Here is a 14,666-nt window from a genome sequence, read left to right as displayed (position 1 = left end):
AAAGCCTCTGTTCTATTCATGAACGCTCTGAACCAGACGACCTTCCCGTTTCTACATGAGGAAGGTCGTCCTTTTTTAGCCTGACAGAATGTGAATCCTATATAGTGATCTAGTACATAAGACATATAAATCTGTCAAGTTGTGAACAAAGTTATCCACATATCCTCCACGGATTGTGTACAAGTCGGAAAAATATCGATAAATCGGTATTTTGCAAAACACTGAAAAAAGCGGACAGGATTTTCAATTACGATCTCAAAAATTGTGGATAATGTGGATAACTTCGTGGATAAAGCTGGATGGGGAGAAGAAACATGCGCATAACAACAAAAAAATGACCCTTGGGGTCATTTTTGAGGTGAATGTATGCACTCTTTGTGGGGATAAGTGTGTGTATAAACAAAATAAATCGATTTGAAACACTTTTGTGAATTTTTTTAGGATTCCAGCAATGCTTCCCATTCGGCAAAAATCTGCTCAAGCTGATTTTTTTTCTCATCCAGTGCCTGCTGGCGTTCTTGCAGCGCCATATAATCCTGATAGATATCAGGGTTCGTCATCTGGACCTCCAATTCGGAAATGTCAGACTCCAGAACGTGAATCTGCTCCTCCAGGCTTGCCAGCTTTCGCTGACGGTTTCGTTCTTCCCGCTTGGCTTGCTTGTCGGCTTCGAAGGAAACGGCCCCTTGCTTCTCAACGGGAGCCTCGTTTTTCCCTTCCTGGTTCAGGCTGTGGCGGGCAAACGGCTCGGTCGGTTCGTCATTCATATCAAGAATTTCCTGCTTTTTCTCCGTATAGTCGTCATAATTACCCAGGAAATGTTGAGTGCCGTCCGGATGGAGCTCAATGATGCGCTCTGCCATTTTATTAAGGAAGTAACGGTCATGGGATATGAATAACAAGGTGCCTTCGTAATCCATAAGGGCTGATTCCAATACCTCTTTGGCAAATAAGTCAAGATGGTTCGTCGGCTCATCCAATATGAGCATATTGGCTTCAAGGAGCATGAGCTTGGCCAGCGAGACACGCGCTTTTTCCCCGCCGCTTAAGGAGCTGATCTTCTTGAGCACATCCTCGCCGCTAAAGAGAAAGTTGCCCAGAACGGTGCGGATGCGGGCTTCTTCCATATGAGGATAGGTGCCCCACAGCTCTTCCAGAACGGTTTTGCTGGGATTCAGCTCAGACTGTTCTTGGTCGTAGTATCCGATCTTGACTTTGGTACCCCACTGAAATGATCCTGCAGCAGGTTTCAAGGTACCGATCAGGCATTTAAGGAGAGTCGATTTGCCGACTCCGTTAGGACCGATCAAAGCGACGGTTTCGCCACGGCTTAGATCAAAGGAAACATACTGAAACAGCAGCTTATTCTGCTCAAATGCAAGGGATAAGTCACGAACATGAAGCACATCCTTGCCTGACATATATTCACCTTCAAAAGAAAAATGCGCCTTCTTTAAATCACCGAGCGGTTTGTCCAGCCGTTCCATCTTCTCCAGCGCTTTGCGGCGGCTTTGCGCGCGCTTGGTTGTAGATGCCCTGACGAGGTTCCGCTGTATAAAGGTTTCCATACGGGAGATCTCATCTTGCTGCTTCTCGTATTGCTTCAGCTGGGATTCGTACTCGGCTGCTTTCAACTCAATGTATCGGCTGTAGTTGCCTGTATATTTGGTGGAATGGCGGCGTTCAATCTCGACGATGGTCGTCACAAGCCGATCCAGGAAATAACGGTCATGGGAAACAACAAGCAAGGAACCCGAATAACCCCGCAGATAATCCTCCAGCCAGGTGAGGGTCGCAATATCCAGATGGTTTGTCGGCTCATCCAGCATGAGCAGATCGGGTGCCTGCAGCAGTATTTTGGCAAGGGCTAGTCTAGTCTTCTGGCCGCCGCTTAGAGTGGCAATGGGAGTGTCTGGCGAAAAGCTGCCGAATCCCATGCCATGCAGTACGCTGCGGATGCGTGTTTCGATTTCATAGCCACCTTGATCCTTGAACCAGTCTGAGCGGATTGCGTAACGATCCAGGAGTTCCTGATATCTCTTTGGATCATCGCTGGATTTCGGATCGGCAATCTGCTCCTCCATCTGACGAAGCTCGCGTTCCATTTCCAGCAAGGGGGAGAAGACATCCAGCATCTCGCCCCATATCGATGAATCCGATTGAAGACCGCTGTTCTGGGCAAGATAACCGACAGTGGTTTCTTTTGCCTTGAAGATTTGTCCGCCATCATACGACATTTCGCCTGCCAGTATTTTAAGCAGGGTTGATTTGCCCGCTCCATTAACTCCGACGAGGCCGATTCTTTCACGTTCAAGCACTTGCAGATTGATCTTATCAAGCACGGGGGTAACCCCGTATAATTTCGTAATGCCATTGGCTTGCAGTAGCATGATATGTGAAACCTCCATCATTCTATATATTTCTTTCTTCATTATAAGAAAAACGTCTACCGGCGTACACTCTCAGAAGACAGACCGCATATAGCGGAAGTTTTTCTTGCGAGATAAGGAGGGTATGCCTTTGATGTATATACATTCATATCTCTTAAGAAAAACGTCTACCGGCGTACACTCTCAGAAGACAGACCGCATATAGCGGAAGTTTTTCTTGCGAGATAAGGAGAGTATGCCTTTGATGTATATACATTCATATCTCTTAAGAAAAACGTCTACCGACGTACACTCTCAGAAGACAGACCGCATATAGCGGAAGTTTTTCTTGCGAGATAAGGAGGGGATGCCTTTGATGTATATACATTCATATCTCTTAAGAAAAACGTCTACCGGCGTACACTCTTTAGAAGACAGACCGCTTGCAGAAGCTATTCTTCTTGCGATATCAAGATGATCATGCTAGCAAGTTGATTCGTTCTGATATCTTAGAGTAAGTGTACATGAAAAAGGACGAACAATCGACCATGATGGCACCTTCCCATATTCTTGGCTAATGGATGGAACAGTGGTAAACTAAACATAATTAAAAGCGTGAGAGGGACGATCACGTTGACCAAGTCTGGGGAAGAAATAAAGCGGTTATCCGCCAAACAGGCCTTGCGCATAGAGATGGCATCGCGCAGGGATGAGCTATCCGAGGAGGAACGGGCCGAGCGTTCGAAGCAAGCCTGCGGATATGCTTCAGAGATCATGAAGCGGCTGCAATTGCAGAGCATGATGATTTATGTCCCGTTTCGCTCCGAGCTGGACTCTCGGCCTTTAATCGAATGGGCATGGAGTCAGGGCGTGCATGTTATCGTTCCCCGGAGTATGCCGGAAGACCGATCGATGGAGTTGCACGAGCTTAAGGCATGGAATGAGCTGGTACCGGGAGCCTATGGCATATGGGAGCCTGATCCGTCTCGTTCTCACAAATGGATGAACGGTAATCCGGATGTGATCTGGGTACCCGGGCTCGCGTTTGACAGGAATGGCGGCAGACTTGGTTACGGGGGCGGTTATTATGACCGGCTGTCGGACAGGCTTGGCGCGGAAGCGCAAGATAACACCCATCAGACTAGAGAGCCACTGTGGATAGGAATTGCTTATGAGGTTCAGGTCGCTGAGCATGTTCCCATGGAAGATCATGATAGGGTATTGGACGGTTTAGTTACGGAACGGGGACATTTCGTAAAGACCAGATCTGCACCGGAGGGATAAATAATGGAATTGAGTCATTTTAATGGCCAAGGCAGAGCGCGAATGGTAGATGTTAGCGATAAGGATGTGACTACCCGGACAGCGGTAGCGAAGACTACAGTTCGGATGCATCCCGATACGTTGACTCGTATCCAGGAGGGAAAGATCGGCAAGGGAGATGTGCTTGCCGTAGCACAGGTTGCGGCCATTATGGCGGCCAAGAAGACATCGGATTGGATTCCGATGTGTCATCCGCTGTCACTGACGGGGGTCAACGTAGAATTCAGTGATAACGCCAAAGATGAGTTATATATAGAAACAACGGTGAAGACGACAGGCAAGACAGGCGTTGAAATGGAAGCTCTGACAGCAGCTTCTGCAGCTGCACTGACGGTTTACGACATGTGCAAGGCCTTGCAAAAAGACATGGTCATCGGACCGACCCTGCTCGTGAGCAAATCCGGTGGCAAGAGCGGAGATTACATACACGAAACGACATAAAATGTGGATAGATAAAATAAAGTGCTTAGATACAGAGACGTACGAGTGGGAAGGAGAGAGAATAGATGGTGTGGAAAACGGCGATCCTGACAGCGAGCGATAAAGGTTCGCGGGGAGAACGTGAGGATACGAGTGCCCAAGTGATCCGGGAATTGGTAGAGGAAGAGCTGAACGGTGAAATTATCGAATACCGGATCGTTCCTGATGAGCAGGATGAAATTATCGCGGCACTGATTGAGCTTACGGACTATTATCAAGTGGACCTCGTACTTACGACAGGCGGAACGGAGCTTGCAGTTCGGGATGTGACTCCTGAAGCGACAAGGAGGGTCGTTGAACGTGAGGTGCCTGGCATTGCGGAAGCGATGCGCTCTACCGTGATGCAGAAGAATCGAAGCGCAATGCTGTTTCGGGGCGTATGCGGCGTCCGCGGCCGTACCCTGATTCTCAATCTGCCTGGTTCTCCTAAAGGTGTGCATGAGAATTTGGCTGCTGTCATGGATCAGCTTCCGGAGGCCTTGCTTATGGTAACGGGACAGTATCGGGAGCAGCTCTAAAGGGCAACCTTTTAGATAATTATGTAAAAAAACTGTCACTTTCTGGCCTGTATATGTGATTTACATTATGGTATGATGGCGGTATAATATGAGCTTGTTTCAACTGCTGTAGTCGGATGGTTCATTAGTTAATACCTGTTGTAGTGCAAGGCATTGGATTCATTTCATCCTGATGTCCATTTTATAGGCATTAAGCAGGACAAGGAGGAGAACAGATATGGGTTCTACAATCGGAGTGCCGGGCATCATTCTGCTCGTCATTTTGGCGCTGCTCTTGTTCGGACCGAACAAACTTCCTGAATTGGGACGTGCTGTGGGACGGACTTTCCGTGAGTTTAAGAACGGTGCTCGGGAGATTATGGATGATACACCTGTGGAGAAGAAAGAGGAAACTCCTCAGCAGGCCGCTCCTGCTCCAAGCAAGGTGGAGGACAAGCGTCTTCCCGAATAAAGCCATGCAAGTTAATTTTTGAAATCCCTTCCTTCGGGAGGGATTTTGTTTTGTCAGGGTCACATATAGGGTGGTGATTAGCATGTCTGAGCAAATGAAAGATATGGCGCTCGTGGAGCACCTGGGCGAACTGCGTAAACGAATTATTATCGTGCTCGTGGTGTTCGTTGCCGGATTGATCGGAGGACTTTTTGTTGCCGACCCGATCTATCAATATTTAACGGCGGCCGAACAAGCCAAGAACTTTGAATTGCATGCCTTCTCCTTCTGGGATGGAATCGGGATCTACATGAAGATCGCTGCCATTTTCTCGCTTGTTATATCCGTTCCGCTGATCTTCTATCAGCTGTGGGCATTCGTCAAGCCGGGGCTTCGCAAAGAAGAACAGAAAGCAGCTATTCGTTACGTGCCGTATGCGTTTCTTCTGTTCATTGTGGGGATTATGTTCGGATATTACATTGTGTTTCCGATGACGCTGTCATTCACGACGGCGATTACGCAAGGCATGGGGCTCCAGGAGACCTACGGAATTACCAATTACTTAAATTTTATGTTCAATCTTGTATTGCCGCTGGCTTTGCTGTTCGAGCTGCCGCTAGTGGTGATGTTTTTAACGAGAATTCGCATCCTGAATCCGCTGAGACTCAGAAAGATGCGCAAAGTGGCCTATTTCGTGCTTGTATTCATTGCGGTTGTCATTACACCGCCAGATTTCATCTCGGATTTCCTAGTCACGATTCCGCTGCTGCTGCTCTACGAGTTCAGTGTGTTTCTGTCTTCCGTGATCTACCGCAAGCAATTAGTGGCGGACATGGAACGGGACAGCAAGTACGTGCAGGTAGATGATGAGGACTGATCGCAGCTACTGGTTACAATAGGCACTGCTTAATAGGATTGGATAAGAAAAACCCGCATAACCTTACTCCAGGGGAGTATCGTTATGCGGGTTGTTTTTTTGTTCAAGCATTGAATAGTTAGATATTAACTTCATAAGTGCACTAACTCCTGCTCTCATAGAAATCCATTCATATTGTCCTAACGTTCATCTTCATCTTGAGCGTACCTCGCCAGCGCCATCGCTGCGGTTTCTTGCATGCGGGCCTGCAGCGTGCTTCCTCCTACCACTCTCACCCGCAGTCCGAGAAAGCGAATGCGGGAGAGCAGAAAGTCACATTCATCCTCCAAATAGCAGACCTTAATGCGGTAAGTGCTGGAATCCTCATCATAATCGACGGTCTTGTCAAAACAGGAGAAAGCGTACAGGATCCTTGACAATTCCGCATTGTATCGGCGATCGATTTCAATGAGAGCGTGCTTCTCGCGATGTTCTATCAGATTCTGCAGCCGTTCCTTGATGTGATCGATTCGAAATGACGGAAGTGATGTTCCTTGGCCTTCTCCAGAATAATCCCGCCTTATTTTAATTCCTGAGAAAAATTCGTTTTAAGTTCTGTGAAAATTTCTTGCTTATTAAATGACTCTTCTCCCGAGAGGTCATCTGGATCAGTTCCATCCAGATTGAATTTTCCAGCTTGCATATTAATTACACTGTATTGACCAAATGTGTTTTTACCTAAAAATATTACGTATTCGCTGCCTTTTTTCATTGCGGTATATCCTTCACTTGCGATTCTTTCTTTACCTGTATAAGTCTGTCTTAAACCGATAGGTTCAATCACTTTAAGATTAACAGCATCCTCTTTTGGCCCTTTCAATACCTGTTCTACATTAATTTCTGTAGAGGTTACAATATATTCGATAATCCCCCTAGAATGCTCTTTCAAAATTNACGATCCTCAAAGTCTTTAATTGGACTCCCAACCACAACCAAATCAGCACCGGCGAATAATGCTTGTGCAGTTGAAAAACCTTTGTAGGTGGCGGGCAAGGATATGTCACGAACGGAATTATAAATGGCAAAGTAATAGTATGCTGCTGCAGCAAGTATTAAAGTCAACACCAGAGAAATAATAGTACTTTTCTTCTTTAATAACATGTTATCATCCTCCTATATCCTAATTTCCCCATTTATACTTTAATTCGCCTTTATCATAATCAGAAGGGGAAGTTACATTGAAATTCACAAATGGATCCGATCCTGATGTCATGACTGACTGTGATCTTAAGGTTGAGTTTGCTACGTTGGTATGTGCCAAACCAAGCGAATGTCCAACTTCATGGGTTGTTATGCTCTTTTTGTTAGTGTCATTGTTCATACCATCTGCAACCATGTTGTTATGGTAAACGAAGACTACACTGTAATCCCAATTTTTAACGTTTGGATCTGCTGGAGAGCCATTCTTAGTATAAAAAGCAGTTTGACCATAAAAATGAGCAACGGGATTCTCCCCAACAAAATACATATCAGTTGCGGTTGATGGTTCAGTGGTCTTATTAATACTTACTTTTGAAGAGATACCAGACCATTTCGAGCGCGCCCAATCGTATTGCGTAGTATAGCTTTTTTGTTCGACAGAGTAATCATAATAAGCGCTATAGGTACCAGTTGAACGTTTGTAACTAAACACAGTTGCATTTACAACGGGAATGGCAACGATAATAGTCGATAACGCGATAAGTGATGAGATGATTACTTTGGTTCTTTTCTTCAATTTTCACGCACCTCCAAAATTTTACTTTTTGATATAACCCAATTTATACCATTAATTGGAATGAAAGGGTATGATTCTTTAGAACTAAGTTGAAGTGTCTCTTTTAATAATAGAGATTATAAGTAGTCCGAATGTCTTGGAATAGGTCGGATTAGAGTGGATAGTTATTTAATGCAACATCATTAAATTAAGTTTACTTTTATGTTTTTTAAATTTCGGAGCGTTTTATCATAGGTACGTATTGAAATACCAAGTCGATCGGCCAGTTGTTACCGGTTGTATGGACCTCTGGCCAGCGCCAGGATGCGAATGAGCTGATTTCTTTATCGAAGCTTTCCCAAGCCATGGAGCCCTCCTTAAAATCATAGTTTAGATCGTACGTGATCCTGTCTGCCACTATTTTAGCAAGGATGGAGAAGCGCATAAAGGAAGGAAATGACGTGGAGTGGTATTTATCGATCTTCGACAAATGGGATGTGATTGAGTGGCCGATCTGCGACAGGCGGGGGCTTTTTCGCAAGTCGAAACCCGCCTTTGCTCGAATGGTTGGAGTCCCCCATCAAATATAAGGAGACGCTAGGCATCGCCCAGCAAATCCGCAGCATATCTCCGCTTACGTTCTCACCTAAATCTTGCGTACACCACTACCTGAGCATAGAAAAAGGCACTTACCGGAAGTATTTCCAAGGGGAGCACGTCAAGATCATTTGACGATAGGAGAGAGTCATTTTGGCAATTATACAACTCACATCAACGAATCCGCAGTTTTCGTTTCACATTAAGAAGAACCCGAACTCCGGCATGCAGCTTCCGAGCAACGGGCACTATCAGGAGATTGCGATGCAGCTGCTGTTTGAAATGGACAAAGAGAAGGAAATCGATCCAAGACTTTAGTTAATGAGCACCGACATTGCTTTAGATGAAGCAGCCTGAAAGGCCGAGCCTCCGGCATAGGAGTCCGCCTTTTAGGCTGTTTTGGTTTGGTCGGGAAATGATCATTCGTTCTTAGTGTTTCAGCCGCATGGTCCGTAAGTAATAGGCATATTTTGGCTGATGGTGGATACAATGGTGAAGGGGGTTAAGGACAAACCTGGCCGGAGTCCGATCTGCAAAAAAATGATCAAAAAATCATGCAAAAGACTTGAAATTTCGAGACAACTTGAGTATCATAAAATTGGTTGTTAGCACTGAGGCTTGTCGAGTGCTAATACATAAAGCTTTGAAAAAAGCATCACAACATATTTAAAGGAGGCTATTTTTTCATGATCAGACCTTTAGGTGAACGCGTATTGGTAGAACCGATCGAACAAGAAGAAACTACAGCATTCGGGATTGTACTTCCTGATTCCGCTAAAGAAAAGCCACAAGAAGGTAAAGTTATTGCTGTTGGCAGTGGCTCCCTAAAAGATGGCGCACGTGTACCTTTGGAAGTTAAAGAAGGCGACCGTGTTATTTTCTCCAAATACGCTGGAACAGAAATCAAATACGAAGGTAAAGAATATTTGATTATGAAAGAAAGCGACATCCACGCGATCCTAGGCTAATGAACGCCTGAATATATCTTTGATGTACGATTATTCCATAATCCACTAGGGAGGTACGTAATACTATGGCAAAAGACATTAAGTTCAGTGAAGATGCCCGTCGCTCCATGCTTCGCGGTGTAGACGCTTTGGCAAACGCAGTTAAAGTAACACTCGGTCCGAAAGGCCGCAACGTGGTGCTTGAGAAGAAATTCGGAAGCCCGCTCATCACCAATGATGGTGTAACCATCGCTAAAGAAATCGAGCTGGAAGATGCATTCGAGAACATGGGTGCACAGCTTGTTAAAGAAGTAGCAACCAAAACTAACGATGTTGCCGGTGACGGTACAACAACTGCAACGGTTCTGGCACAAGCTATGATCCGCGAGGGTCTGAAGAACGTAACGGCTGGCGCTAACCCAATGGTTATCCGCAAGGGTATCGACAAAGCGGTTAGAGCTGCTGTTACTGAGCTTCAAAACATCGCAAAAGAAGTGAAAAACCACCAGGAGATCGCTCAAGTTGCTTCCGTATCCGCAGCTGACGAAGAAGTAGGTCAACTGATTGCAGAAGCAATGGACAAAGTGGGTAAAGACGGCGTTATCACCGTTGAAGAATCCCGCGGTTTCTTGACAGAGCTGGAAGTTGTGGAAGGTATGCAATTCGACCGCGGCTACATCTCTCCATATATGATTACCGATACGGATAAAATGGAAGCTGTTCTTGAGAATCCATACATCCTGATCACGGATAAGAAGGTAACCAACACACAAGAGATCCTGCCGATCCTTGAAAAAATCGTACAACAAGGCAAGCCGCTCGTTCTGATCGCTGAAGACATCGAAGGCGAAGCACAAGCGATGCTGATCGTGAACAAACTGCGTGGAACATTCAACGCGGTAGCTGTTAAAGCTCCAGGCTTTGGCGACCGTCGTAAAGCGATGCTGCAAGATATCGCTGCATTGACTGGTGGTCAAGTGATCACGGAAGAGCTGGGTCTTGACCTGAAAACGGCTTCCATCGAGCAATTGGGTACCGCTCGTCAAGTGCGCGTAACCAAAGAAAACACCATCATCGTTGATGGCGCTGGCAACAAAGAAGACATCGAAGCTCGCGTGAAGCAAATCCGCAACCAATTGGAAGAAACCACTTCCGATTTCGACAAGGAAAAGCTGCAAGAGCGTCTGGCTAAATTGGCTGGCGGCGTAGCTGTTGTCAAAGTGGGTGCAGCTACCGAAACTGAACTGAAAGAACGCAAACTGCGCATCGAAGATGCCCTGAATGCTACTCGTGCTGCGGTTGAAGAAGGTATGGTCTCCGGTGGTGGTACAGCGCTCGTTAACGTATATAGTGCTGTTGCTGCTCTGGAAGTAGAAGGCGACGAGAGAACAGGCGTGAACATCGTTCTGCGCGCTCTGGAAGAGCCAATCCGCACGATTGCAGCTAACGCTGGCCAAGAAGGTTCCGTCATCGTTGAGCGTCTGAAAAAAGAAGAGATCGGTATTGGCTACAACGCTGCTACAGATACTTGGGTGAACATGTTCGAAGCAGGTATCGTTGACCCTGCGAAAGTAACTCGTTCCGCTCTTCAAAACGCAGCTTCCGTTGCTGCAATGTTCCTGACTACTGAAGCGGTTATCGCTGACAAGCCAGAACCAGAAAAACCAGCTATGCCAGACATGGGCGGCATGGGTGGAATGGGCGGCATGATGTAAGTAAGGCCTTAAAAGCCTGTCATATCAATAAAAAAGAGACCCCTTGGGGTCTCTTTTCTTGTATAAGGTCACAAAAAGGTCGCATTTCTTGCGTAAAGATGCCTGCAAGTCATTCTGCTACAGGATTGCAAGGGTTCCTTTTTTTCATGATCCGCAGACGCTGCGGGTCTTTTTTGTATTCAAACGAAAATAAAAAAATCTGCACAAACGTATTGACATTATTGAACTACAATTGTAGTATTAAATCGAAACTACAGATGTAGTTTATTAAAAATAAAAATTATAGGAGAGGAGCATTACCAAATGAAAGTAGCAACGAAAGTAGCAATCGCGACACTAAGCAGCATTTTATTAATGGGTTCTTCCGTAAGCCTCGCGGCGAAGGCGCAGTCCAACGAGAAAGCCCAAGAAGCCACTGTTAAAAAAACAGACGAAGCAGCCAAGCCTATATCTGCAGAGGAAAAAAAGTTTATCGAAGCTGAGATCCAGAGAGTGAAGGAGTTGGCCCAAGAATCGGGTGATATGTATGTCCTGTATCATAAGTACCCAAAATTAAATAGCGGATTTGATATTAGCTATTGGGGAGGGATTCATGAATTCACAACATACGAGGACTACTTGAAAAAAGCTTCAACCCTGAAGGGATCCATTCTGCAGCAGCCTGCCAACCTGCCAAAGGGATATAAGTTTTTATCAGCGGTCATTGAAGGTCCGATCGAAGGAAAGTTCGTTGATGAAGTAAGGGCCGAAGGTAAGAAGAGCGGGAAGCCCATCTATGTGAAAAAGATAGATTGGAAAGAGGCGGCAACCATCCGTCTTAAATATGCGAGCGGAAAAGACACGCTGGGCTTTTCCAAGGATACGGTAGATTCGAAGGGAAGCAAGAAAAAAGGTTTCTTTGACGATAAGCTGCCGAAGCATGTCTTTCCAAAATACGTTTTTTGGAATGATGGCGGCAAATTCGAATACAGCATTTCAACCTCCTCTTTGGATATGTCCAGGAAACAGAAGATCGAAGTGCTAAAAGCAGCCGTGAAAAAATAACATTTTGCGCCAGCTATATATTTTCTCGGACAGGCGCTCCAAAATACGATGACATGGGTTCTTTTGCAGATCATCATGCCCACAGGCGGTGCGAATCATTTTTTCGTGTAACAAAAACGAGAAAATTACGCTCTGACAAACAAGTTGACATTACTAAACTACAAATGTAGCATGTGTATTATAACTACATATGTAGTCTGAGTAAATTGACTTTGGAGGTTTCATGCATGAATCAAATACCACCGATTACGGATGCAGAGCTGGAAATTATGCGCGTATTGTGGGCAAATCCGGACTGCCCTTCCAGCGAGGTCGTAAAACAAATGACGGATCAAATGGGGTGGAGCCCCAATACGACCCGGACGCTCCTCAGTCGTCTGGTGCAGAAGGAAGCAGCGGGTGCGAAACTGGAAAAGGGTTCAAGGCGCACCCAACTATTTTATCCGATCATCAGCGAGCAGGAGTATCTGCAGTCCGAAACCAAATCCTTCATGAAAAAGCTTTATGGGGGAGCTTTAAAACCGATGCTGGCCAACTTTCTGCAGGATAAAAAACTGAATGCGCAAGAAATCGAGGATCTAAAAGCTTTGTTTGACGATAACCGCAGCGACGGGGAAACAGAAAAGAGAGAGCCCTGATGAGTCTTACATTGCAAGAAAATTTATGGTTTTGTTTTGGCTGGGTGATTCGCGGATCGTTCATGGCCTCCATCCTGATCGTACTTGTCCTGATTCTGCAATTTCTATTAAGAAACAAGATTGAAGCCAGATGGAAATATTGGCTTTGGCTGCCCGTGGTCATTCGCTTGCTGCTCCCTTGGGCTCCGGAATCCTCGCTTAGCCTATACAATGTTTTGTCTCTGGAAGCCATAGCACCCGGTATTCATCAACAAACACAAATTTCATCGGGTGGGAAAGAAGCGGGGAGAATAAGCGAGGCGACGATTCATGTTAAGCGCTCTATAAACCCGGAAGCAAGCGGAACTTCGGAAGTATCTGCTCCATCCCTTGAATCGGGACTCGTGCAGGAGAGCGGCTTTTGGTGGAATGGGTTCAACCAAATAGGCTTCACCAATACGCTGATTGCGGTTTGGCTTGCGGGCGTGCTGATTCTTGCCGCGAAAACGGTATACGACCAGCTTCGATTGAAACAAGCCCTGAGGGCAGGCCGAAAGATAGATACGCCTTTTCTATCGGCAGTGTTTCACGAGACGAAACAGCAACTAGGCGTGAAGCAAAAAGTGCAATTTCTGTCCAGCGAGCGAATTCCTGGACCTGCCGTGGTCGGTTTTAACAAGCCGGCGATCGTCATTTCGCCCAGTCTGCTTATCACGCTTAAAAAAGATCAACTTCAATATATTCTGGCGCATGAGTTCGCGCACATTCAGCGGCGGGACGTCGCCGTGAACTGGTTAATGCATATCATCCTGATCATCCATTGGTTTAATCCGTTATTATGGCTAGCCATACGTAAAGCAAGACAGGATCAGGAGATGGCCTGCGATGCATGCGCCTTGAATCGGATGACCCCGCAGCAAAACAATGCATACGGACAAACGATCATCCACGTGTTGGAGCATTTTTCAGGAAACCAACGCCAGCCGGGGCTTGCCGGCCTGTCCGCCACGCATAAACAAATGAAAAGGAGACTTACGATGATTAAACATTTTCACAAAAAATCATACCGCCTGTCCATTCTCGGGATGGGGATGATTCTCGCGCTTGGCAGCGTGACATTGGTTAATGCCAAGGAAAGCGATACAGAGAGCGTAACGCCAAAGGCTTCCGTGCAATCGGAACAGAATGCAAAAGCTGTTGTCAATAACGTGCCGGATATTATCTATCCTGAGGGTGATATAGACCGCGAGCTTTACAAAAAAGAACTGGAAAAGGCCGAAAAGAAAGCAGAAGCAGCAGCCAAGGCTCTAACTCCAGAGGAAAAGAAGTATATCGAAGCTGAGACCAATAGAGTGAAGAAGCTAAGCAAAGAGACAGGTGATATGTACGTTCTGTATCATAAATATAAGGATCTTAACAGCGGACTCGACCTAAGTTATTGGGGAGGGATAGAACACTTCTCTCTTTACGAGGACTACTTGAAAAGAGCCTCCACGCTGGAAGGTTCCATCCTGAAGCAGCCCGCCAACTTGCCGGAGGGATATAAGTTTTCCAAAGCGAGAATTGAAGGTCCAACCGAAGGCAAGTTCCTTGATGAAGTAAGGGCCGAAGGCAAGAAGAGCGGTAAACCCGTCTATGCGAAAAAAATAGATTGGAAAGAGGCGGCAACCATCCGTCTTGAATATACGAACGGGAAAGATACGCTGGCCATTTCTAAATATACGTTGGAGTCAGAGGGAACTAAGAAGAAAGGTTTCTTTGAAGATGACTTCCCGGCGCATATCTATCCAAAATACGTTTTTTGGCATGAAGGCGGCTTCGAATACAGCATTTCAGCCACATGGGATATGTCCAAGGAACAGAAAGTCGCAATTCTGAAAGAAGCGGTGCAGAAATAATAACGTAGGTTATCATTTTACGTTCATGTCACAAATTCCTTGATCGGTATTGTTATATAAATAGACAACAACAACTACCGGAATATGACTTATGAAAAAAGATGCGAAAATAACGA

The 14,666-nt window shown here is 45.8% G+C and carries 14 protein-coding genes and 3 pseudogenes; 12 read left to right on the top strand and 5 right to left on the bottom strand.

The genetic code is table 11. From position 1 onward, the window contains the following. Window positions 1–437: 437 nt before the first annotated feature. Window positions 438–2,390 carry an ABC-F family ATP-binding cassette domain-containing protein gene (locus AM231_RS19415; protein ID WP_054404085.1) on the bottom strand — a complete coding sequence of 651 codons (1,953 nt, stop codon included), beginning with the start codon at window positions 2,388–2,390 and terminating at the stop codon, window positions 438–440. A 594-nt stretch (window positions 2,391–2,984) separates the two neighbouring features. Here AM231_RS19415 and AM231_RS19410 point away from each other — a divergent pair. The 5 genes from AM231_RS19410 (at window position 2,985) to tatC (ending at window position 5,997) form a co-directional block, all read left to right on the top strand. Continuing rightward, a complete protein-coding gene (locus tag AM231_RS19410; RefSeq protein ID WP_242615244.1) occupies window positions 2,985–3,653 on the top strand; it encodes a 5-formyltetrahydrofolate cyclo-ligase in 669 nt (222 codons plus the stop codon). A 3-nt stretch (window positions 3,654–3,656) separates the two neighbouring features. Further along, window positions 3,657–4,133 carry a cyclic pyranopterin monophosphate synthase MoaC gene (moaC, locus tag AM231_RS19405; protein ID WP_053491678.1) on the top strand — a complete coding sequence of 159 codons (477 nt, stop codon included), beginning with the start codon at window positions 3,657–3,659 and terminating at the stop codon, window positions 4,131–4,133. 65 nt (window positions 4,134–4,198) lie between these two features. Beyond that, a complete protein-coding gene (locus AM231_RS19400) occupies window positions 4,199–4,690 on the top strand; it encodes a MogA/MoaB family molybdenum cofactor biosynthesis protein (RefSeq protein ID WP_054404084.1) in 492 nt (163 codons plus the stop codon). 217 nt (window positions 4,691–4,907) lie between these two features. Beyond that, window positions 4,908–5,141: a twin-arginine translocase TatA/TatE family subunit gene (locus AM231_RS19395; protein ID WP_053491680.1), complete on the top strand. Its 234-nt coding sequence runs from the start codon at window positions 4,908–4,910 to the stop codon at window positions 5,139–5,141. 82 nt (window positions 5,142–5,223) lie between these two features. Then, window positions 5,224–5,997 (top strand): twin-arginine translocase subunit TatC, encoded by a 774-nt coding sequence (gene tatC, locus AM231_RS19390; RefSeq protein ID WP_053491681.1) that lies wholly within the window; start codon window positions 5,224–5,226, stop codon window positions 5,995–5,997. A 179-nt stretch (window positions 5,998–6,176) separates the two neighbouring features. Here tatC and AM231_RS19385 read toward each other — a convergent pair whose 3' ends face one another. The 4 genes and pseudogenes from AM231_RS19385 to AM231_RS28675 form a co-directional block, all read right to left on the bottom strand. Further along, window positions 6,177–6,416, bottom strand: a complete 240-nt coding sequence (locus AM231_RS19385) for a hypothetical protein (protein WP_242615243.1) — start codon at window positions 6,414–6,416, stop codon at window positions 6,177–6,179. 514 nt (window positions 6,417–6,930) lie between these two features. Further along, window positions 6,931–7,137 (bottom strand): annotated as a pseudogene (locus AM231_RS19375) (hypothetical protein); the annotation flags it as partial. Between the two features lie 19 nt (window positions 7,138–7,156). Further along, complete coding sequence (locus AM231_RS19370) at window positions 7,157–7,753, bottom strand: matrixin family metalloprotease (protein WP_054404081.1); 597 nt, start codon at window positions 7,751–7,753, stop codon at window positions 7,157–7,159. Window positions 7,754–7,953: 200 nt separating this feature from the next. After that, window positions 7,954–8,099, bottom strand: a pseudogene (locus tag AM231_RS28675) (WYL domain-containing protein); the annotation flags it as partial. Window positions 8,100–8,193: 94 nt separating this feature from the next. On the opposite strand from AM231_RS28675, the pseudogene AM231_RS28365 reads away from it, so the two are divergent. From AM231_RS28365 to AM231_RS19345, 7 genes and pseudogenes are all read left to right on the top strand, one after another. Further along, window positions 8,194–8,458: pseudogene (locus tag AM231_RS28365) on the top strand (DNA polymerase beta superfamily protein); the annotation flags it as partial. Window positions 8,459–8,482: 24 nt separating this feature from the next. Continuing rightward, window positions 8,483–8,647 carry a hypothetical protein gene (locus AM231_RS29195; protein ID WP_165593430.1) on the top strand — a complete coding sequence of 55 codons (165 nt, stop codon included), beginning with the start codon at window positions 8,483–8,485 and terminating at the stop codon, window positions 8,645–8,647. 368 nt (window positions 8,648–9,015) lie between these two features. Next, on the top strand, window positions 9,016–9,297 hold the full coding sequence (gene groES / locus AM231_RS19365) for a co-chaperone GroES (protein WP_006212454.1): 282 nt from the start codon (window positions 9,016–9,018) through the stop codon (window positions 9,295–9,297). A 65-nt stretch (window positions 9,298–9,362) separates the two neighbouring features. Then, window positions 9,363–10,991, top strand: a complete 1,629-nt coding sequence (gene groL, locus AM231_RS19360) for a chaperonin GroEL (protein WP_054404080.1) — start codon at window positions 9,363–9,365, stop codon at window positions 10,989–10,991. Window positions 10,992–11,294: 303 nt separating this feature from the next. Further along, window positions 11,295–12,035, top strand: a complete 741-nt coding sequence (locus AM231_RS19355) for a hypothetical protein (RefSeq protein ID WP_054404079.1) — start codon at window positions 11,295–11,297, stop codon at window positions 12,033–12,035. A gap of 227 nt (window positions 12,036–12,262) precedes the next feature. Continuing rightward, on the top strand, window positions 12,263–12,673 hold the full coding sequence (locus AM231_RS19350; protein WP_054404078.1) for a BlaI/MecI/CopY family transcriptional regulator: 411 nt from the start codon (window positions 12,263–12,265) through the stop codon (window positions 12,671–12,673). Then, entirely contained in the window at window positions 12,673–14,550 is a 1,878-nt protein-coding gene (locus tag AM231_RS19345; protein WP_054404077.1) for a M56 family metallopeptidase, read from the top strand. Before AM231_RS19350 ends, AM231_RS19345 begins: the two co-directional genes overlap by 1 nt. The last annotated feature ends 116 nt before the right edge of the window (window positions 14,551–14,666 follow it).

Origin of the sequence: Paenibacillus solani (assembly GCF_001277345.1) — a bacterium.
Taxonomy (GTDB): domain Bacteria; phylum Bacillota; class Bacilli; order Paenibacillales; family Paenibacillaceae; genus Paenibacillus_AQ; species Paenibacillus_AQ solani.
The sequence above is the reverse complement of the archived record's forward strand: the minus strand, read 5'-3'. Positions and strand labels throughout refer to the sequence as shown.